19 protein-coding genes are annotated in these 18,617 nt (G+C 67.4%); 6 read left to right on the top strand and 13 right to left on the bottom strand.

What is annotated here, in order from left to right:
- Nucleotides 1-6: 6 nt before the first annotated feature.
- From EPO41_RS12495 to fabA, 3 genes are read right to left on the bottom strand one after another with little or no spacing between them, the layout of a single operon-like run.
- Nucleotides 7-855 (bottom strand): SDR family oxidoreductase, encoded by an 849-nt coding sequence (locus tag EPO41_RS12495; protein WP_296325445.1) that lies wholly within the window; start codon nt 853-855, stop codon nt 7-9.
- A gap of 9 nt (nt 856-864) precedes the next feature.
- Nucleotides 865-2,100: a beta-ketoacyl-ACP synthase I gene (fabB, locus tag EPO41_RS12490; RefSeq protein ID WP_296325443.1), complete on the bottom strand. Its 1,236-nt coding sequence runs from the start codon at nt 2,098-2,100 to the stop codon at nt 865-867.
- Entirely contained in the window at nt 2,100-2,639 is a 540-nt protein-coding gene (fabA, locus tag EPO41_RS12485) for a 3-hydroxyacyl-[acyl-carrier-protein] dehydratase FabA (protein ID WP_296325440.1), read from the bottom strand. The genes fabB and fabA overlap by 1 nt, the downstream gene beginning before the upstream one ends.
- 136 nt (nt 2,640-2,775) lie before the next feature.
- On the opposite strand from fabA, the gene irrA reads away from it, so the two are divergent.
- The 4 genes from irrA to EPO41_RS12465 all read left to right on the top strand — a co-directional run bounded on the left by irrA (nt 2,776) and on the right by EPO41_RS12465 (nt 5,747).
- On the top strand, nt 2,776-3,183 hold the full coding sequence (gene irrA, locus EPO41_RS12480; RefSeq protein ID WP_296325437.1) for an iron response transcriptional regulator IrrA: 408 nt from the start codon (nt 2,776-2,778) through the stop codon (nt 3,181-3,183).
- Between the two features lie 125 nt (nt 3,184-3,308).
- Complete coding sequence (locus EPO41_RS12475) at nt 3,309-3,728, top strand: rubrerythrin family protein (protein ID WP_296325434.1); 420 nt, start codon at nt 3,309-3,311, stop codon at nt 3,726-3,728.
- A gap of 76 nt (nt 3,729-3,804) precedes the next feature.
- Complete coding sequence (locus tag EPO41_RS12470) at nt 3,805-5,163, top strand: heterodisulfide reductase-related iron-sulfur binding cluster (protein WP_296325431.1); 1,359 nt, start codon at nt 3,805-3,807, stop codon at nt 5,161-5,163.
- Complete coding sequence (locus EPO41_RS12465; RefSeq protein ID WP_296325430.1) at nt 5,163-5,747, top strand: DUF3501 family protein; 585 nt, start codon at nt 5,163-5,165, stop codon at nt 5,745-5,747. Before EPO41_RS12470 ends, EPO41_RS12465 begins: the two co-directional genes overlap by 1 nt.
- A gap of 30 nt (nt 5,748-5,777) precedes the next feature.
- On the opposite strand, the gene EPO41_RS12460 is transcribed toward EPO41_RS12465, so the two are convergent.
- From EPO41_RS12460 to EPO41_RS12450, 3 genes are all read right to left on the bottom strand, one after another.
- A complete protein-coding gene (locus tag EPO41_RS12460; RefSeq protein WP_296325428.1) occupies nt 5,778-6,794 on the bottom strand; it encodes an energy transducer TonB in 1,017 nt (338 codons plus the stop codon).
- Nucleotides 6,795-6,860: 66 nt separating this feature from the next.
- Nucleotides 6,861-8,081 (bottom strand): energy transducer TonB, encoded by a 1,221-nt coding sequence (locus EPO41_RS12455; protein WP_296325425.1) that lies wholly within the window; start codon nt 8,079-8,081, stop codon nt 6,861-6,863.
- A 35-nt stretch (nt 8,082-8,116) separates the two neighbouring features.
- Nucleotides 8,117-8,659: an SH3 domain-containing protein gene (locus EPO41_RS12450; protein WP_296325421.1), complete on the bottom strand. Its 543-nt coding sequence runs from the start codon at nt 8,657-8,659 to the stop codon at nt 8,117-8,119.
- A gap of 162 nt (nt 8,660-8,821) precedes the next feature.
- Between EPO41_RS12450 and EPO41_RS12445 the strand changes: the two genes are divergently transcribed.
- On the top strand, nt 8,822-9,817 hold the full coding sequence (locus EPO41_RS12445; protein WP_296325420.1) for a D-glycerate dehydrogenase: 996 nt from the start codon (nt 8,822-8,824) through the stop codon (nt 9,815-9,817).
- 146 nt (nt 9,818-9,963) lie between these two features.
- On the opposite strand, the gene EPO41_RS12440 is transcribed toward EPO41_RS12445, so the two are convergent.
- From EPO41_RS12440 to EPO41_RS12430, 3 genes are read right to left on the bottom strand one after another with little or no spacing between them, the layout of a single operon-like run.
- Nucleotides 9,964-10,824, bottom strand: coding sequence for a YihY/virulence factor BrkB family protein (locus EPO41_RS12440; protein WP_296325417.1), 861 nt, complete (start codon nt 10,822-10,824; stop codon nt 9,964-9,966).
- A gap of 12 nt (nt 10,825-10,836) precedes the next feature.
- A complete protein-coding gene (locus tag EPO41_RS12435; protein WP_296325414.1) occupies nt 10,837-12,255 on the bottom strand; it encodes a 1-acyl-sn-glycerol-3-phosphate acyltransferase in 1,419 nt (472 codons plus the stop codon).
- 23 nt (nt 12,256-12,278) lie between these two features.
- Nucleotides 12,279-12,665 carry an MAPEG family protein gene (locus EPO41_RS12430; RefSeq protein ID WP_296325411.1) on the bottom strand — a complete coding sequence of 129 codons (387 nt, stop codon included), beginning with the start codon at nt 12,663-12,665 and terminating at the stop codon, nt 12,279-12,281.
- Nucleotides 12,666-12,746: 81 nt separating this feature from the next.
- Between EPO41_RS12430 and msrA the strand changes: the two genes are divergently transcribed.
- Complete coding sequence (msrA, locus tag EPO41_RS12425; RefSeq protein WP_296325408.1) at nt 12,747-13,409, top strand: peptide-methionine (S)-S-oxide reductase MsrA; 663 nt, start codon at nt 12,747-12,749, stop codon at nt 13,407-13,409.
- A 201-nt stretch (nt 13,410-13,610) separates the two neighbouring features.
- Here the strand turns inward: msrA and add are convergent, their stop codons facing one another.
- The 4 genes from add to EPO41_RS12405 form a co-directional block, all read right to left on the bottom strand.
- A complete protein-coding gene (gene add / locus EPO41_RS12420) occupies nt 13,611-14,678 on the bottom strand; it encodes an adenosine deaminase (protein ID WP_296325405.1) in 1,068 nt (355 codons plus the stop codon).
- An 11-nt stretch (nt 14,679-14,689) separates the two neighbouring features.
- Entirely contained in the window at nt 14,690-16,270 is a 1,581-nt protein-coding gene (locus tag EPO41_RS12415; RefSeq protein ID WP_296325397.1) for an ABC transporter substrate-binding protein, read from the bottom strand.
- A 157-nt stretch (nt 16,271-16,427) separates the two neighbouring features.
- Nucleotides 16,428-17,396, bottom strand: coding sequence for a LysR family transcriptional regulator (locus EPO41_RS12410; RefSeq protein ID WP_296325394.1), 969 nt, complete (start codon nt 17,394-17,396; stop codon nt 16,428-16,430).
- A gap of 8 nt (nt 17,397-17,404) precedes the next feature.
- Nucleotides 17,405-18,616 (bottom strand): aminotransferase class V-fold PLP-dependent enzyme, encoded by a 1,212-nt coding sequence (locus tag EPO41_RS12405; RefSeq protein ID WP_296325391.1) that lies wholly within the window; start codon nt 18,614-18,616, stop codon nt 17,405-17,407.
- Between the last annotated feature and the right edge of the window lies 1 nt (nt 18,617).

Here is an 18,617-nt window from a genome sequence, read left to right as displayed (position 1 = left end):
GGCGGCTTACGACTCGCCGGTGGCGCTCGGTGCGGCGCTGCCGTCGTGCGGCAGGCCGATCGCGTGGTAGCCGGAATCGACGAAGTGGACGGTGCCGGTGACGCCGGCGCTGAGGTCCGACAGGTAGTAGAGCGCGGCGCCGCCGACATCGCTCAGCTCGACGTTGCGGCGGAGCGGCGCCGCGTCGCGCGACACGCGATAGACGTAGCGCGCGCCGCCGATCACCGCGCCGGCCAGGGTGCGCATCGGACCGGGCGAGATCGCGTTCACGCGCACGCCCTGCGGGCCGAGATCGGCCGCTAGGTAGCGCACGCTGGCCTCGAGCGCGGCCTTGGCCACGCCCATCACGTTGTACGACGGCATCACGCGCGTCGAGCCTTCGTAGGTCAGCGTGATCATGCTGCCGCCCTCGGTCATCAGCGGCAGCGCGCGGCGCGCGATCTCGGTGAAGGAGTAGCAGGAGATGGTGAGGCTGCGCTGGAAGTTGGCCTTGCTCGTGTCGACATAGCGGCCTTTCAGCTCCTCCTTGTCGGAGAAGGCGATGGCATGGACCACGAAATCGAGGCGGCCCCATTCCTTCTTCAGCGTCTCGAACAGCCGGTCGAGGCTCGCCTCGTCTTCGACATCGGCCTCGACGATCACCTTGGCCCCGAGCTTCTGGACCATCGGCAGCACCCGCTTGCCGAAGGCCGCACCCTGATAGGTGAAAGCCATCTCAGCGCCCGCGGCGTGCAGTGCCTGGGTGATGCCCCAGGCGATCGAATGACTGTTGGCCACGCCCATGATCAGGCCACGCTTGCCGGCCATGAGTTTGGGGACGTCAGGCAGCGACCTGGCGACGGGATCGTTGGGCATGTATCCGCCTCAGTGATCGTAGCGGGAGAACAGGAGGCAGGCGTTGGTCCCGCCGAAGCCGAAGCTGTTCGACATGACGGTCTGAAGACCGGCCTTGTCGATACGCTGGCGGGCGATGGGATAGCCTTCCGCACCGGGGTCGAGATTCTCGATGTTGGCCGACGCGGCGATGAAGTCGTGCTTCATCATCAGCAGCGAATAGATCGCCTCGTGCGCGCCGGTCGCACCCTGGCTGTGGCCGGTCAGCGACTTGGTCGAGCTGACCGTGGGCAACTTGTCGCCGAACACGGAACGGATGGCGTCGAGTTCGGTGATGTCGCCGACCGGCGTCGCGGTGCCGTGCGTGTTGATGTAGTCGACCGGCATGTTGCGCCGGGGCGAGCCGGGGAAGCCTGCAAGCGCGAGCCTCATGCAGCGCAAGGCGCCTTCGCCGGAGGGCGCCACCATGTCCGCACCGTCGGATGTGGCGCCGTAGCCGATCACCTCGGCATAGATCTTCGCACCACGCGCCTTGGCCGTCTCCAGCTCCTCCAGCACCACGATGCCGCCGCCGCCGGCGATGACGAAACCGTCGCGGTCCCTGTCATAGGCACGGCTCGCCCGCTGCGGCGTGTCGTTGAATTTCGACGACATGGCGCCCATGGCGTCGAACAGGACCGACAGGGTCCATTCCAGCTCCTCGCCGCCGCCCGCGAACATGCGGTCGGCCTTGCCGAGCTGGATCGTCTCCACGGCATTGCCGATGCAGTGCGCCGAGGTCGAGCAGGCCGAGCTGATCGAATAGCTCGGGCCCTTGATCTTGTAGGCCGTGGCGAGGTTGGCCGAGACGGTGCTCGACATGGCGCGCGGCACCTGGAAGGGACCGACTCTCTTGGGGCCCTTCTCCCTGGTGGTGATCGCCGCCTGCACGATCGCGCCGGTCGTCGGTCCGCCCGAGCCCGCGATCAGGCCGGTGCGCTCGTTGGAGATCTCGGCTTCGCCGAGACCGGCGTCGGCGATCGCTTCCTTCATCGCGAGCCAGGCATAGGCTGCGCCGTTGCCCATGAAGCGCATGAGGCGGCGGTCTACCAGTTCCTCGACATTGAGCTTGAGCGTGCCGGCGACCTGGCTGCGGAAGCCGAGCTCCTTGTATTGCGGCATGAACTCGATGCCGGACTTGCCTTCCTTCAGCGACTGCGTGACCTCGGCGGCGTTGTTGCCGATCGGCGAGACGATGCCCAGGCCCGTGACGACGACGCGCTTCATCAGACCGCCGCTCCGGCCGGCATCGGGCCGTCCTTGACCAGGCCGACCTTCATGTCGGTCGCCTCGTAGACCGGCTGTCCGTCGGCCGTCACGAACCCGTCGCCGACGCCCATGACCAGGCGGCGCAGGATCAGGCGCTTGGGATGCACGTGATAGGTCAGCTTCTTCACGGTCGGCACGATCATGCCGGTCAGCTTGACCTCACCCACGCCGATGGCCCGGCCGCGGCCGGGGGCCTTCATCCATCCCAGGAAGAATCCCAGCATCTGCCAGAGCGCATCGAGGCCCAGGCAGCCCGGCATCACCGGGTCGCCCTTGAAGTGGCAGGCGAAGAACCAGAGGTCCGGCTTCACGTCCAGTTCGGCCACGATCTCTCCCTTGCCGTACTTGCCGCCGGCGGCGTCGATCTTGACGATACGGTCGAACATCAGCATGGGCGGCAGCGGCAGCTGGGCGTTCCCGGGGCCGAAAAGGTTGCCCTTGGCGCATTCGATCAGGTCTTCGAAGGTATAACTATGCTTCTGCTCGTGCTCGCTCACATTCACCGTCCCACAGGCCGCCCCGAAGGGGCTTCGGGGCCAGAATAAGGATGCCGGACGCCCGGCGCAAACCGGCGAATCGAGCCGGAGAAGCCCTTTCCTTGTCTTCTTCTCCTGCTTACATAAGATTGTCACCATGTCAGGCAATAGCCCCGATTTTACCGTCAGCCTCCGCGCAGCAGGCCTGCGGCCGACGCGGCAGCGCGTGGCGCTGGCGCGCGTGCTGTTCGAGGGCGGTCACCGTCACGTCACTGCAGAGAGCCTGCATGCCGAAGTGAAGGCGACCCGCATGCCGGTCTCGCTGGCAACGGTCTACAATACGTTGAACCAATTCCGCGATGCCGGGCTGTTGCGCGAGGTCGTCGTTGCACCCGGCCGATCCTATTTCGACACCAATACCGGCCACCATCATCACTTCTTCGTCGAGACCGACGGCGAATTGCATGATTTTCCGTCCGATGAGGTGACCGTTGCCGGCCTTCCGGCTCCCCCCGAAGGCACGAAACTCTCGCGGGTCGACGTCATCGTCCGCGTCCGCCGTTAGTGGCGATTGCGACGCGTTTGCAATAACTTAGAACGTTTCTAAGGTTCTTGACGCCGCCGCGCGCGGCCTCCTAAATCCCCCCCGTGAGATTGGCGGATGGGCCGATCGCAAAGGGAGTAAGAACCATGGCGAACCTCAAGGGATCCAAGACCGAAGACAACCTCAAGGCCGCTTTCGCCGGCGAAAGCCAGGCCAATCGCCGCTATCTGTATTTCGCCCAGAAGGCCGACGTCGAAGGCTACAACGACGTCGCCGTCGTCTTCCGTTCGACCGCCGAGGGCGAGACCGGCCACGCGCACGGCCATCTCGAATTCCTCGAGGTGAGTGGCGACCCTGCCACCGGCCTGCCGATCGGCCCGACGGGCAGCAACCTCAAGGCCGCGATCGCCGGCGAGACGCACGAGTACACCGACATGTACCCGGGCATGGCGCGCACCGCGCGCGAGGAAGGCTTCGCCGAGATCGCCGACTGGTTCGAGACGCTGGCGAAGGCCGAGAAGAGCCACGCCGGCCGCTTCCAGAAGGCCCTCGACACGATGGGCTGAGCCCGACAGGCTCGTTTGAAGGGGACCCCGCGCGGGTCCCCTTTTTCTTCCGCTCCTCTTCACAAAGCGAACGACCATGCGCGAAGGCAGCCTCGAAGCACCGATCCGCCACGACCTCGACTGGCAGAATCCCTGGTTCTGGGACGAAAAGGCCCTCGAGAAGGAGATGGAGCGCGTCTTCGACATCTGTCACGGCTGTCGCCGCTGCTTCAATCTCTGCGATTCCTTCCCGCGCCTGTTCGACCTGATCGACAACGGTCCGACCGGCGAACTCGACGGCGTGAAGAAGGAAGACTATGCCCAGGTCGAGGAAGCCTGCACGCTCTGCGACATGTGCTTCATGACCAAGTGCCCCTACGTGCCGCCGCACGAATGGGCGCTGGATTTCCCGCACCTGATGCTGCGCCACCGCGCGGTGCAGGCGCGAAAGAAGGGCGTCAACTTCGTCGACAAGCAGCTCGCCGACACCGATCGCAGCGGTCGCCTCGGCACCTTCCTGGCCTCGGCGGTCAACTGGGCGAGCGATGAGCACAATACGGTGACGCGCCACAGCATGGAGCGCTGGACCGGCATCCATCACGGCGCCCGCCTGCCCCGCTATGCCGGCGAGACCTTCGAGATCCGCGCCCGCCGCGAAGGTGTGGAGCTGAACGAGGCGGCGCCCGCCTTCGGCAAGCGCAAGGCCGTCCTCTATGCGACCTGCTTCGTGAACTTCAACAACACCGACATCGGCGCCGCCGCGCGCGCCGTGCTGGCCAAGAACGGCGTCGAGACCGAGGTCGTGCACCCGGCCTGCTGCGGCATGCCCAAGCTCGAACTGGGCGACATCGAATCGGTCGCCAACGCGGCCAGGGAGGTTTCGGCCGCCCTGCTGCCGTGGGTAGACAAGGGCTACGACATCATCGCGCTTACGCCCTCCTGTGCGCTGATGCTCAAGTTCGAATGGAAGCTGATCTGCCCGAAGGATCCGGCGATCGAGCGCCTGTCCAACGCCACGTTCGACCTTTCCGAATATGTCGTCGACATTGCCAAGAAGCATGGCCTGGCGCCGGGCCTGGAGCCGCTGGAGGGCGGCGTCAGCGTCCATCTCGCCTGCCATGCGCGGGCGCAGAACATGGGCGCCAAGGCTGCCGAGATGCTGCGCCTGGTGCCGAAGACGCGTGTCGCCGTGATCGAGCGCTGCAGCGGCCACGGCGGCATCTGGGGCGCCCGGACCGAGAATTTCGAGACGGCGGTGAAGGTCGGCAAGCCCGCCGCACAGGCCGTACTCAAGAACGACACCAGCTTCGTCGCCTCGGAATGCCCGCTGGCGGCCGATCACCTGATGCAGGTGATGGAGATGACGGCGGGCGACACGGCGCCGAAGCCCTCGCGGGCCAGTCATCCCATCGAACTTCTGGCGCAGGCCTACGGGCTTGCCGGGACGGACAAGTGATGCCGCGCAAGATCGACGCCTCCGACATCATCCCGATCGGCGAGTACGCCAAGCTGCGCGCCGAGCGGCGCCGGCAGATCTCGGAGATCAAGAAGAACCGCCGGCTCGAGGTCGGGCCGTTCGCGACGTTCTACTTCGAGTCCTTCGATACGATGCTTCACCAGGTGCACGAGATGCTCTTCATCGAGAAAGGCGGCGCCGAGCAGCTCCCCGACGAACTCGCGGCCTACAATCCGCTGATCCCCACCGGCAGCGAGCTGGTCGCCACGGTGATGTTCGAGATCGACGATTCGCTGCGGCGCGCGCGCGTGCTCGGCATGCTGGGCGGCGTCGAGAACAAGGCCTTCATCCGGGTGGGCGGCGAGACGATCCGCGGCGTGCCGGAAGACGACCAGGAACGCTCGCGCGAGGACGGCAAGGCTTCGTCCGTGCAGTTCATCCGCTTTCCCTTCACGCCGGCGCAGGTCGAGGCGTTCAGGAGTGGCACCGGCGATGTCGTCGTCGGCTTCGATCACGCCAACTACGGCCACATGGCCGTGATGCCCGCTCCCGTGCGCCAGGCGCTTTCGGCGGATTTTGCCTGAGCCCCGGCGATTGAGCTCTTGCGGCCTTCGTCAGTAATTCATCGGCAGGACCAGCACGACCGGATCGCCGCGCATGCCGTCCGGCACCGGCGGCAGCGGCATGGCGCGCCGGATCGCCGCCATCTCGGCATTGTCGATCAGCGGCCAGCCGCTCGAACGATCGAGCCTGATGTCGAGCAGTTCGCCGGCCCGGTTGATCGTGACGCGCGTGACGACACGACCATGCTGCCGGGCGGCGCGGGCGGCAGCGGGATAGTTGCGATGGGGATCGATGTGGCGGTAGACGCGCGACAGATAGTCGTTGCGGGCGCCGCCATCGCCCATCGCCTGGTCGAAGGAACTGGTCGAGGGTCCACCGAGGCTCGAGGTCTGCGGCGGATAGTCCTGTAGCCGCGCGCCCGGCGCCTGGGCCGTGCGCGGCGTGGTCGACGGGCGGGGGGCCGGGCGGACCGTACGAGGCGGCGGCGTCGCCAGTGAACGCTCCACGGTCACCTGCGGTTTCCACGAAGAGGCATCGGTCTGCCAGGCGGCCTCGGCCTCCGCTTCGGAGGGTGGCTCCGGGGCGTCCGCTGTTTCGGCCGGGGCTGGTGCGGGCTCTGGTGCCGGCGCTGGCTCCGCGACCTCCTCGCGGCGAGGCGCGGGCGCGGGAACGGGCGCCGGGGCCGGCTCGGCGCTGCGGGGCGGCGGCGGAACCGGTGCTGGTTCGAGAGGCGGCGAGGGTTCGGCGGGCGCGACGGTAGCCTGCTGCGAGGGCTCGGGCGCCGTTTCGGTTTCGGCCGGAGCCGGTTCGACGAGCCTCGTTTCGGCTTGCACGGGCTCCGGCGGTACGGTCTCGGCCGCGGGAGGCGCGGGCGCCGCCGCGCTGCCGGCCGACAGGGGCTGCGATTCGATCGAGACCATGATCGGCGTTTCCGCATGGTCGAGACGGCGCGACGGCGCGGCCCACCACAGGGCTGCGGCGACGAGCACATGCAGGCCGATCGCCAGGGCAAGCGCCGCCGGCGACATCCGCCCGGACTGCGACCGGAGGAAGCTGTCGTGAATCACGGCACCGCAAGTTCTACGTCCGGCCGGCACCCTCGGCCAGCCGGATCGGCGGTGGAGCCGGCGCCCTCAGCGTTGCTCGTTGTAGCGGAAGCTGACGGGAAGCTGGAACGTGTGCTGGTCGCCCGGGATGTCGGCGGGCAACGGCGGATAGGGGCTGGCACGCCGGATCGTTTCCACTACGCCGGCATCGAGCGAGGCAAGGCCGCTCGATTTCTCCAGGACCACGTTGAGCAGCTGTCCCTGGCGCGAGATCGTCACGCGCGTCAGCACAGTGCCTTCCTCGCGGATCGTGTTGGTGTTCTTCGGGACATAGGGGAACTGCGCGATCCGGCGCATCACCTGCCAGAGATACTGCTCCTGCGCCCGCCTCTGCCCGTAGCTGTCGGCGGGATTGCGGAAGACGGGCGCGGGCTGAGCGGCCGCCTGCGAATCCGAGCCCCGCGGCGCCGGCTTCTGCGGCTGAGCCGCGAGCGGGGAAGGCCGAAGCTGCTGCTGCTGCTGGGGCGGCGCGGGTTGTGGCGGCCGATGGGCTGGGGCGGGCGCTGGTGGGGGCGGCGCCGGCCGCGCAGCCTGTTGTTGCGGCGGTGCCGGGCGGGGAACCGGCAGAGGCTTCGGTATGTCCCGCTCCGTCACGGGGGGTGGTGGCGCGTCGAGCGGCGGCAGGGCCTGCTCCAGCGACGGCGGAGGCGGGGGCGGCGGCTCGGGTTTGGCCAGCGCCTGTTGCTGGGGCGGTGGAGGAGGATCCGGCTGGGCGAGCGCCTGCTGCTGCGGCGGCGGCTCCTTCGGCTCCTCCTTGGCCTCCTGCGGCTTGTCCTGCTCGGGCTTCGGCTCCTCGGGCTTGGGCTCCTCCTTCGGGCCCGCCTCCTGCACCTTGTCGGGGGTGGGCATGTCCGGCGCTTTCGGCTCAGGCTTCTCGACGCCGGCGACGTCGCGCGGGTTCGTGCTCGGCTCGGCGGGAGGCGGCGGTAGGCCGAGACGCGTCGGCGGCGCCGAAGGCCGCGGCGTGGGCGTCGGCGCGCTGGCCACGGGCGCGGGCGCAGGCGGCGGTGGAGCGGGTGTCGCGGCGGGCTCCGGCGTCGGCGCGGTCTTCTCCTCGGCGACCGCGGGCGCAACCTCGGGTGCATCCATCGTGACCTCGATGGCGTCCTCGAAGCGATCGACCGGTCGCAGCGGCGAGATCCAGAACAACGCCAGCGCCGCCCCGACATGCAGCAAGGCCGCCAGCGCCAAGGCTGACGGCGGCATGTGCTCGAAGCGGGAGTAGGTGAGACTGACGTCGTGGGTCACGGTGACCCCGTTCTACGGGGCGGCCGGGCGGGCCGCTAGTTGATCGGTTCGGATTTGTAGACGCCCCACATGCCGCTCCGTTCGATCCAGCCGCTGACGCCGGAAACCCTGACCCGGCACCAGTCGCCGGCACAGGAGCGGATCTCGCCCATGACCTCCGGCTCGAGCTTCGCAACGACCTCGGCCGACGCAGCCGGCGTCTTGTGGAGGCTGGCGGTTTTTGCCGAGATGATGAAGCTGCGCTTGCCGCTGAGCAGGCTCTGGTGGACCCAGCCACTGGCTCCCTGCCAGTCGCGGATTTTGCGCCAGTTCTCGTACTCGGCGACGATCTCGACCGGCATGGCCTTGCGTTTGAACATCCAGTCGACGGGATAGCGCGCGCCCGGCCCGGTGCGGACATTGACCTCGTCCGACCGCAGGGATGCGAAACGCGGGATCGGCAGGCCGGAGCCCTTGCGCTGGGTGGAGGTCGGCTTGTCCGGGGCGGCGAGGGCTGCGCCGCCGCCGGCCGGAGGCAGGGAAAATGCCGCCAGAGCAACAGAGAAGCCGCAAAGCAGGACGGACGATCGAATTCCCATCGCCGCCTATATACCTGAAATCTTCATATCGAGCGACAAGCAGCTGAAAAGGCGCGACTTTCCGACATGTGAGCAGACGGGGCGGTTTGCTGGACAAAATGCGCGCGGACTTGGTAATCGGGCTTAGTCCCTGTCTCGAGCCAGCGCCGGTCCCAATATCACATGCCGTCCACTCCCAAGACTAAGCCGCTGGTGATCGTCACCCGAAAGCTTCCCGACGCCATCGAGACGCGTCTGATGGAGCTTTTCGACACGCGCCTGAATGCTGATGACAAGCCGCTGACCGGCGCCCAGCTGGTCGAGGCCGTGAAGGCCGCCGACGTGCTGGTGCCGACGGTGACCGACCGGATCGACGCCCGCGTGCTGTCGCAGGCGGGGCCGAAACTGAAGCTGATCGCCTCGTTCGGGACCGGCGTCGACCATATCGATCTCGACACCGCCCGCCAGCGGGGCATCACCGTCACCAACACGCCGGGCGTGCTGACCGAAGACACGGCCGACATGGCGATGGCGCTGGTGCTGGCCACGGCGCGTCGCGTGGGCGAAGGCGAGCGGCTGGTGCGCAGCGGCAAGTGGTCCGGCTGGAGCCCGACCTCGATGCTGGGCGCCCGTCTGCAGGGCAAGCGCATGGGCATCGTCGGCATGGGCCGCATCGGCCAGGCGCTGGCACGTCGCGCGCGCGGCTTCGGCCTCGCCATCCACTATCACAACCGCAAGCGCGTCCACGGCGAGATCGAGCGCGAACTCGAGGCGACCTACTGGGAGAGCCTCGACCAGATGCTGGCGCGCATGGACATCGTGTCCGTGAACTGCCCGCACACGCCCGCGACGTTCCACCTTCTCTCGGCTCGTCGCCTCAAGCTGATGAAGCCGACATCGATCCTCGTGAACACCGCGCGCGGCGAGGTGATCGACGAGAACGCGATGGTGCGCATGCTGAAGGCCGGCGAAATGGCCGGCGCCGGCCTCGACGTCTACGAGAACGAGCCGCAGGTGAATCCGAGGCTGCTCGAAATGGATCGCGTGGTGCTGCTGCCGCACATGGGCTCGGCCACGCTCGAGGGCCGCATCGAGATGGGCGAGAAGGTCCTGATCAACATCAAGACCTTCGCCGACGGCCACAAGCCGCCGGACAGGGTGCTGGCTACGATGTTCTAAAAGAAGCTCCGTCGTCTCGACCGGAGCACCGAAGGTGCGGAGTGGAGAGACCTTCTCTCCACCAAAAGCCAGCAAATAGCTGAAAGAAGGTCTCTCCACTCCGCGCTACGCGCTCCGGTCGAGACGACGGAATTTTTTGTTCCAGATCATAAATCCCCCTCGACCATCTCTCTCGCGCGGTTGTCGATCAGGACGTCGCGCGTCGCGCGGCCGACCTGGGCGCCGATCAGGATGGTGAGCGAGGTCCAGTACATCCAGACCATGATGGCGGCGAAGCCCGCCGTGGCGCCGAACGCCGAGGTGAGCTGGGTCACCTCGAAGTAGAAGACCAGCGCGCGGTTGCCGGCCGCGAAGAGCAGGGCGTTCACCAGGCCGCCGACCAGCGCGTACCGCCAGGGCACATGGCCCGTCGGCAGCCATTTGTAGATCAGCGTGAAGAAGCCCGAGAGCAGGCCGTAGTGCACCGAGGTCGAGATCGCCGGGCCGATCCAGACGCCCAGGATGGGAAACCTTTCCAGCACGCCGGCATAGGCCGAGATCAGCACGCTCGCCAGGATCACGGCGATCAGCAGGACGCCCAGCACGATCATCAGCAGCACGGCGAGCAGCCGCGACTTCAGGCCGGCCAGGACCGGATGCACCGTCGGGTTTTTGCCGTCCCGCCAGATCGCGTCGATGCCGTCGTCCAGTTCCACGAAGACGCGGGTGCCGGTGTAGAGCAGCACGGCGGCACCGGCGAGGGCGGCGATGCCGCCGCCGCGGAACAGGTCCTCCGAGGCGAAGCGGCGGATGGTGCGCAACTGGTCCTGCGCCACGACGGTACCGAGCGCGTCGAAGATCGCCTCCTGCGCCATGAACCTGCCGACGAACGGCTCGGCGATGGCGATCGTGAAGATCATGATCGGGCCCAGCGCGAACATCGTATAGAACGCCATCGCCGCGGCCGAGGTCGAAAGCCGGTTCGCGAAGTAGCCGTAGCCGGCCTCGTAGGCGATACGCCAGAGCATTTGGATCATGGGTCAGCGCAAATGGGCGATGGCGTTGGCATAATACGCGAGGACCGGCCGTTCGGTTGCCACGACCGAGAAGAGCCCCGCGCCGCTCTCTTCTACCAGATGGCGCAGCGACAGCATGCGCAGGCCGACATGGAAGGCATAGTCGCGGTCGCCGCGCGGCAGGTAGAGTTTTGCGCCGCGCGTCTCGAAATGCACGATCAGGTCCGACGCCCGGACCTTGAGTTCTAGTTCGTCGAGCGGCCCCTCGGCTTCGAGCAGGATCGTCGCCATCAGCGACACCGGCAGAACGGGAACGAGACGGGCGATCTCTCCCATCACGTCGCTCGCCAACCGGCCGATCACCTCGAAGCGCCGCTCCTTGTCGAGCGTGCGGAGGTCGCCGCCGTTCGGCCCGCCATGGGCGGCCAGCCAGCCGCGTGCCGAGATGGGGCCGCCGAAATTCACGCAGGCATAGCCGAAGCGGTGCCATTGCCCACGCAGCATCAGCCCGAGCTGGCTGGCCCAGAAGATCAGCGCCGTGCGCACGGCGAACCACGCGCTGCGCCGGCCCGCCTCGCGGTCGAGCGAGCGCAGCAGCGTCCGATCCTCCAGCACGCGGTCGTAGTTCAGCGCCACCGGCACGAAGACGATGTCGTGCGTGCCCTTGGGATCGAACGATTTCAGCATGTAGTCGAACAGGCCGAGCTTGGGTTCCCGCAGACGGCCATCGCGCGACAGGCCGCCTTCGGGATACATCGCCTGCGCGACGCCAGCTTCTGTCGCCATGTGGACGTAGCGTTCGAGCACGCGCCGGTAGATCGGGCTGTCGGAATTGCGGCGCACGAAATAGGCGCCCATCGACCGGATGAGCTGCTGCAGCGGCCAGATCCGCGCCCATTCGCCCACCGCGTAGGACAGGGCCGTGCGCTCGGCCGCGAGGAAGGCCACCAGCACGTAGTCCATGTTGCTGCGATGGTTCATCACGAACACCACGGTCGTGTCGGGCGACACGCCGGCAAGGGTGCGTTCGTCGGCGTAGCCCAGGCGCACGCGATAGAGAAACCGCGCGACGGCGCGGGCGATCGAATAGCCGACCCGGAAATAGATGTAGGCGTTGAAGGTCGGCACGATCTCGCGCGCGTAGCGATGGACTTCCGTCATCGCGACCTCGCGCGGCACGTCGTGGGTGCGCGCATGCTCGTTGGCGGCGGCCACGACCTGCGGATCGTAGATCAGGCGGTCGATCAGGACCTGCCGCTTGGTGAGCTGGAACGGCTTGATCTCGACGGCGAGGCGGCGGTTGACCCGGTCGATCAGCCGGTTGAGCCGGCGCCGCAGGAACCAGCGGCCGCTCGGAATCAGCAGCCGGTCGAGCAGCGACCACAGCGCGAAGGCTGCGATGGCGACGAACAGCCAGAGCGGGAGGGTGACGGGTTCGCCCATTTCCGTCTTCCCGCGGACCCCCGTCAGTACTGCTTGAGGCCGACGCCGGCGATCGCGAGCAGGATCGATGCGACGCCCAGGATGATACAGGAGGCGACTGTCCCCACCAGGCGACCCTTCGGAATCAGGCCCAGCATGCCGCCGGCATGCAGGACGCGCGCGGCCAGCAGCAGCACCGAAAGCGCCGCCACGGTGCGGAAGCCGTAGAAGTCGCTGGCCATGTAGATCATCAGCAGGGTGATCGGCGCGAACTCCATCAGGTTGCCGTGCGCCCGCACCGCCGCCTGCATCTCGGCGTCATCGCCGTCGCCCAGGTTGATCCCCTTGCGGCCGCGCATCAGGCCGACATGCACCGTCAGCGCAGCCGCCAGCAGGCCCAGCAGGCCGGCGCAGACGAAAAACACGGGCACGGGCGGCCTCCCCTCGATCTGTCGGCATTCTATGGCCATATTGGGCGGAGACCAGCGGGCGAAAGCAAGAGGAGCCGGACCATGTGGCGAATTCTGCGCCGGAAGACCGGGATGCCGACGGCCGACCGGGCCCTGCCGGGCCGTCCGTTGCCGGACTTCGAGATTCCCGTCATGCATTACGTCAACGGCAATCGCATCCAGGCGCCGTTTCCCGGCGGCCTCGAGCAGGCGATGTTCGGACTGGGCTGCTTCTGGGGCGCCGAGCGCGCGTGCTGGGAGGCGCCGGGCGTCTACGCGACCGCCGTCGGCTATGCCGCGGGCCTCACGCCCAACCCGACCTACGAGGAAGTCTGCTCGGGATATACCGGCCACAACGAGGTGGTGATGGTGTGGTTCGATCCGCAGAAGACCTCCTACGAGGCGCTGCTACGTCTCTTCTGGGAGAGCCACGACCCGACCCAGGGCATGCGCCAGGGCAACGATGTCGGCACCCAGTATCGTTCGGGCATCTACACCTTTTCGGACGCACAGAAGATTCAGGCCCAGGCGTCGCGCGCGGTCTTCCAGAAGGAACTCGCCCGCAAGGGCTACGGCACGATCACGACCGAGATCGTCGATGCCCCGGTGTTCTTCTACGCCGAGGACTACCACCAGCAGTATCTCGCCAAGAACCCCGGCGGCTATTGCGGCTTGGGCGGCACCGGCGTGTCCTGTCCCATCGGTCTGGGCGTCGCAGCGGAGTAGGGAAGTGACCTCATCACTCCTCTCCGCCACGAAGTGGGGGAGAGGAAGGGGCCCATTGCGCAGCAATGGGAAGGTGAGGTGGTGCGCGATACGGACTCGGCGAAGCGATTGAGGGGACACCTCTCCCTCCCCACGCTTCGCGCGGGTCCCCTCCCTCTCCCCACGCTGACGCGCGCGGAGAGGGCGCTTCAACACGGACGGCTACACCGGCATCGCCTTGTTCTCGTAACCGAACTCCTTGTCCAGGGCGGCGATCTGGCGGCGGAAGTCGATGCGCATCCTCGCCTTGTCGCTTTCGTCGAGCCACGAGCCTTCGAGCGAATTCAGGCTGAACAGACGGGCCTTGTCGGGGCCCCAGCCGATCGTGCCGAACAGGGTCGTGAAGCCGTGGCCGAGATTGGTGCCGAACATCGCCGGATCGTCGGTGTTGATCGTGACGTTCAATCCGGCCTCGACCATGCGGCGGATGCGCTGCGGCCGGTGGGGGCGGTTGTGCAGCAGGCTGGTCCAGGCGCAGGGCGTGAAGTAGAGCCCGTCCTTGCGCGCCTCGTTCATCACATAGTCCGAAGCCAGCATGTTGTAGCCATGGTCGATGCGGTCGCAGCGCAGAACGTCGCGGCAGATCAGGTAGTTGGTCGGCGGCGCTTCGAGCGGCGTGAGATAATCCTCGCAGCAATGAGCCGTGCAGCGCAGCCCGGCCTTGCGCGCCAGCGCATAGGCCTCGGCGAACGTCGCGGGCGGGCCGACGCTTTCGTTGCCGTCCAGCCCGATGCCGATCACCAGCTCGTGGCGGTGCGCCAGCGCCGTCTCCACGATCTCGACGGCCTGGGCGGGCGAGTTGATCGAGCGGTCGATGCAGCAGATCAGCCGGGCGGAGATGCCGAAGGAGCGGCCGACCCGCTCGACGCCGTCGGCCATGCCAGCCACCATCGACGGATAGTCGATGCCGTTGGGATAGAAGTAGTCGGGATTGAAGAAGAACTCGACGTGCCGGAGGTTGCCGTCGCGGCTGGCGTCCTCGCAGTATTCGTAGATGGCGCGGCTGAAATCCTCCGGCGTGCGCAGCACCGAGGCGGTGAGGCGCAGGATTTCGAGGAACCCGTCGAAATTGGGCCACTGGTAGAGCTGCTCGGCCGGGCGCGGCAGCGGCAGGCCGTATTTCTTCGCGAGCTCGGCCACGGTCGTGGCACGCAGGGTGCCGGCGAGATGGCAATGCAGCTCGGCCTTGGGAATGCGCCGCAGGTAATCGTCGGCAACCGCTTTCGCCATGGGGGCGATCCTCACTTCTTCTCGATGTTGTAGAGCAGCATGACCGGCGACTTCAGGACGCCTTCGAGGTTGTTGCGCCAGGCCGACGGAGTCGTGAACTGCGCCAGCGGCAGGTAGAGGACCTGTTCGTAGGCGCGGGCCTGGATCTCGTTGGCGATGGTCTTTCGCGTCGCCTCGCCCGGCGCGGTGGCGAAGCGCAACCGCAGCTCCTCGGTCTTCTCGTCCTTCGGCCAGCCCCAGGCGGAAGCCGGCGGGCCCGAGGCGACAAGGAACGGGTTGCTGAGCGGATTGCCCTGGTCAGGCACAGAGTTCGTCGTGTGGGCGAGATTCCAGCCGCCCTTGTCGACCGGTCCGGTGTTGAGCCGGCGCGTCGCGAAGGTCTGGAAATCCATCGACACCATGTCGACCTTGAAGCCGAGATCGACCAGCACCTGGCGCGTGACGTTGCCCAGCGCCGCGATGCCCGGCGCGTTGGCGACATGCAGCATCACCAGCGGCTTCGAGAAGTCGACATTGGCTTCCTTCAGCATCGCCTTCGCGGCGGCCATATCGAAGGAGGGGATGCCGGCCTTGCTCTCGTAGGGCATGTCGCAGCCGAACACGGCGGCGCAGTCGGTGGCGAACTTCGGATCGCCCGCGACGACGGCGGCGTACATCGAACGGTCGACGGCGCGGGCGATCGCCTGGCGCACCTTGAGATTGTCGAACGGCGGCTGCAGGTGGTTCATGCGCATGATGGCCTGGAAGCCGTACTTGCTCACGACCTCCGCCTTCGCCCCGGATTTCGCGTCGAACAGCGGCAGCAGGTCGGCGGGCACGCGTTCGAGGTAGTCGACCTCGCCGCGAATGAGGGCGCTCACCTGCGTCTGGGCGTCGGGCATGCCCAGCATCTCGACCCTGTCCATCTTCGCGATCTTGCCGCCCGAGGCCCAGTTGGGCGGCTCGCTGCGCGGCTTGTAGTCGGCGAACTTGTCGAGGACGATCTTGACCCCGGGCTCGTGCAGGTCGGCGCGGAACTTGTAGGGACCGGAGCCCACGATCTCCTTCACCTGCTCACTGCCGGGGGTCCTGGCGATGCGCTCCGGCATCATGAAGGGCACGGGCGCGCCGATCTTGGCCAGGCTGTCCAGCACCAGCCCGTAGGGCTCCTTCAGCACCAGCTTGATCGTATTGGCGTCGGTCGCCTCCAGCGAGGCGGTGAACTTCGCCAGGGTCTGGCCCATGCTGTCGCGCGAGCCCCACCGCTGGATCGAGGCGACGCAGTCCGCCGCGGTGACCGGCTGGCCGTCATGCCATTTCAGGCCGGGCCGCAGCACGAAGGTGTAGGTGAGCTTGTCGGCGCTGATCGTGTAGCGCTCGACCATCTGCGGCTTCGGCTCGAATTTGTCGTCGACCGCAAACAGCGTGTCGTAGATCAGGTAGCCCAGGTCGCGCGTCGTGAAGGACGTGGTGAAATGCGGGTCGAGGACGCGGCTCAGCGTCTCTGGCGCCACCTTGAGAGTCTTGGCTTGTGTCTGCGCCTGCGTGGGAAGGGCGGCCAGAAAGGTGGAGGCGGCAAGTGCCGCCAGCGACCAGGAGCGAAAATGGGTCATGCAGAGGTTCCTCGATTCGGACGCCGGCGGTGCACGCGTCATGCCACGCCGGTGGTCCCGTTCGGCCCGTCAGCATGAAGGCCAGGCCGCGGTGCTGAAAAGCATTAGATTCGGGACGGAGTGTGCGGTTTTTTCGTACGGTCGGACGCCGCCGGCATCAGCCGCGGCCGCGTCCCGTCCTTGTGGCGCCGACTTCCCGCAGGCTGCCGGTCCAGGCGCGGCGTACTGGCAGGCCCTGCAGTTCTTCGCGCAGGAATTCCGCCAGCATGATTGCGACCGGAGACGGCTTGGCATGGCGCGGCGCGATCAAAGAGAGGTGCGAGCCGCGGACGTGGCGGTCCGTCAGCGGGATGTGCACGAGGTCGCGGTCGGCCAGGTCCGCGCCGATGTCGGGCAGGCTGAGCAGCGCGATCTGGCGGTGCTCGCGTACCAGCATTTTCATCACCTCTACCGAGTTCGTCGTCACGACGCCGGCGAAATGGACCTTGGCGCGCTCCAGCGCGGTTTCGAGGATGCGGCGCGAGGTGAGCGAGGAATCGGGAAAGACGAAGCTGTAGTTGGCGCACTCGGCGAGCCGGATCGACTTGCGGCCCGCCAGCGGATGATCCCGCGCCACGACGATTCCGGAGCTCGGCGGAATGGAGGCCAGCACGCGGATCTCCGGCAGCTTCGGCACGGCGTAGCAGATGGCGAGGTCGAGCTTTCCCGCGACCAGCCGGTCGACGATCTCGGCCGTGCCGCCCATCAGCACGTCGAGCGAGACCAGGGACTGGCGTTCGCGCATATGGCTCATCAGGCGCGACACGACGGTGCGCGAGAAGCTTTCCATGAGGCCGAGCGAGGCATGGCCGCGCACCATGCTGCGCAGCTGGCCGATATGCTGCACCAGCTGGGCATGGTCGTGCTGCCAGCGCTGGATCTCCGCCGCCACCATCTGGCCGGCGGGCGTCAGCCGCATGCCGCGCGGCAGGCGCTCGAACAGGGCCGCGCCGTACTCGGCCTCGAGGTTCAGGATCTGCCGGTTCACCGCCGAGGGCGAAAGATTGAGCCGCGTCGCCGCGCGCCGGATCGAACCGGTCTCCGCGACAACGAGCAGCCACGATGCCGCCGGCGCGATGATCGGCACGGCGCCGCCTATCCGGCCGCGAGCGGTCGCAACGCCGCGACGAAGCGGTCGAGTTCCTCGTCGGTGTTGTAGATGTGCACCGAGGCGCGCATCACGTCCTTGAGGCCGCGTCCCTTGAGGTCGAGGCGGGACGAGAACTGCGTCGAGACCGAGACGTTGATGCCCTGGTCCCGCAGCAGCTGCTTCAGCGCGACATGCTCCTTGCCGGCGACGGCGAAGGTGACGATGGCGCCCTTGGTGACGCCGAGATCGGCCAGGGTCACGCCCGGCACCGACTTCAGCCGCTCGCGCAAGCCATCGGCCAGGTGGCGCAGGCGCGCCCAGATGGAAGGCATGCCGAGTTCGTTGGCCTGGTCGGCGGCGACCTTGAGGCCGATGACGCCGGCGAAATAGCGCTCCCAGTTCTCGAACCGCTTGGCGTCGCCCATCACCGTGTAGTCGTTGTCGCCGGTCCAGCGCGCCGCGTGATTGTCGAGGAAGATCGGCTCGATGTGGGAGGTGCTGCGTGTGCGGGCGTAGAGGAAGCCCGTGCCGCGCGGGCCGCGCATGTACTTGCGTCCCGTGGCCGAGAGGAAGTCGCAGCCGATCTTCTTCACGTCGATCGGCATCATCCCGACCGACTGGCAGGCGTCGAGCAGGTAGAGGATGCCGGCATCGTTCACGATCTTGCCGACCGCTTCGGCCGGCTGCACCAGCCCGCCCTGGGTCGGGATGTGCGAGATCGAGACCAGCTTCGTGCGCTTGTCGATGGCACGTTCGAGCGCGGCGAGGTCGATCTGGCCATGCCTGTCGTCGGGCACGACCACGATCTCGGCGCCGGTCTTCTTCGCCACCTGCAGGTAGGAGATGTAGTTCGACGAATATTCGCTGACGCAGGTCAGGATGCGGTCGCCCGGCTTGAAGTCGAGCGAGTAGAAGGCGAGGTCCCAGGCCCGCGTGGCGTTCTCGACATAGGCGATCTCCCCGGGCTCGGCGCCGATCAGCGTGGCGATCGACGGATAGAAGCCGTCGAGCACGGGGCGCGCCCGGTCGGCCGCCTCGTAGCCGCCGATCTCGGCCTCGAGCCGCAGATGGTCGAGGGTGGCGTCCAGGGTGCGGCGGCTGGGCAGCGAGGAGCCCGCGGCGTTGAGGTGGAGGACGTGGGCGCAGCCCGGCGTCTCGGCGCGGATGCGCTGGACGTCAAGAGGGGCGACGTCGAGCCTGGGGGTGTCGGGGCCCATG

This window comes from Reyranella sp., assembly GCF_004297265.1.
GTDB lineage: Bacteria > Pseudomonadota > Alphaproteobacteria > Reyranellales > Reyranellaceae > Reyranella.
This window is presented reverse-complemented; position numbering and strand designations above follow the sequence as displayed.

Coding starts and splice junctions, on each gene's coding strand:
- EPO41_RS12495 (WP_296325445.1), bottom strand. CDS start 855: ATGCCCAACGATCCCGTCGCCAGGTCGCTGCCTGACGTCCCCAAACTC.
- fabB (WP_296325443.1), bottom strand. CDS start 2,100: ATGAAGCGCGTCGTCGTCACGGGCCTGGGCATCGTCTCGCCGATCGGC.
- irrA (WP_296325437.1), top strand. CDS start 2,776: ATGTCAGGCAATAGCCCCGATTTTACCGTCAGCCTCCGCGCAGCAGGC.
- EPO41_RS12475 (WP_296325434.1), top strand. CDS start 3,309: ATGGCGAACCTCAAGGGATCCAAGACCGAAGACAACCTCAAGGCCGCT.
- EPO41_RS12470 (WP_296325431.1), top strand. CDS start 3,805: ATGCGCGAAGGCAGCCTCGAAGCACCGATCCGCCACGACCTCGACTGG.
- EPO41_RS12465 (WP_296325430.1), top strand. CDS start 5,163: ATGCCGCGCAAGATCGACGCCTCCGACATCATCCCGATCGGCGAGTAC.
- EPO41_RS12450 (WP_296325421.1), bottom strand. CDS start 8,659: ATGGGAATTCGATCGTCCGTCCTGCTTTGCGGCTTCTCTGTTGCTCTG.
- EPO41_RS12445 (WP_296325420.1), top strand. CDS start 8,822: ATGCCGTCCACTCCCAAGACTAAGCCGCTGGTGATCGTCACCCGAAAG.
- EPO41_RS12440 (WP_296325417.1), bottom strand. CDS start 10,824: ATGCTCTGGCGTATCGCCTACGAGGCCGGCTACGGCTACTTCGCGAAC.
- EPO41_RS12435 (WP_296325414.1), bottom strand. CDS start 12,255: ATGGGCGAACCCGTCACCCTCCCGCTCTGGCTGTTCGTCGCCATCGCA.
- msrA (WP_296325408.1), top strand. CDS start 12,747: ATGTGGCGAATTCTGCGCCGGAAGACCGGGATGCCGACGGCCGACCGG.
- add (WP_296325405.1), bottom strand. CDS start 14,678: ATGGCGAAAGCGGTTGCCGACGATTACCTGCGGCGCATTCCCAAGGCC.
- EPO41_RS12415 (WP_296325397.1), bottom strand. CDS start 16,270: ATGACCCATTTTCGCTCCTGGTCGCTGGCGGCACTTGCCGCCTCCACC.
- EPO41_RS12405 (WP_296325391.1), bottom strand. CDS start 18,616: ATGGGCCCCGACACCCCCAGGCTCGACGTCGCCCCTCTTGACGTCCAG.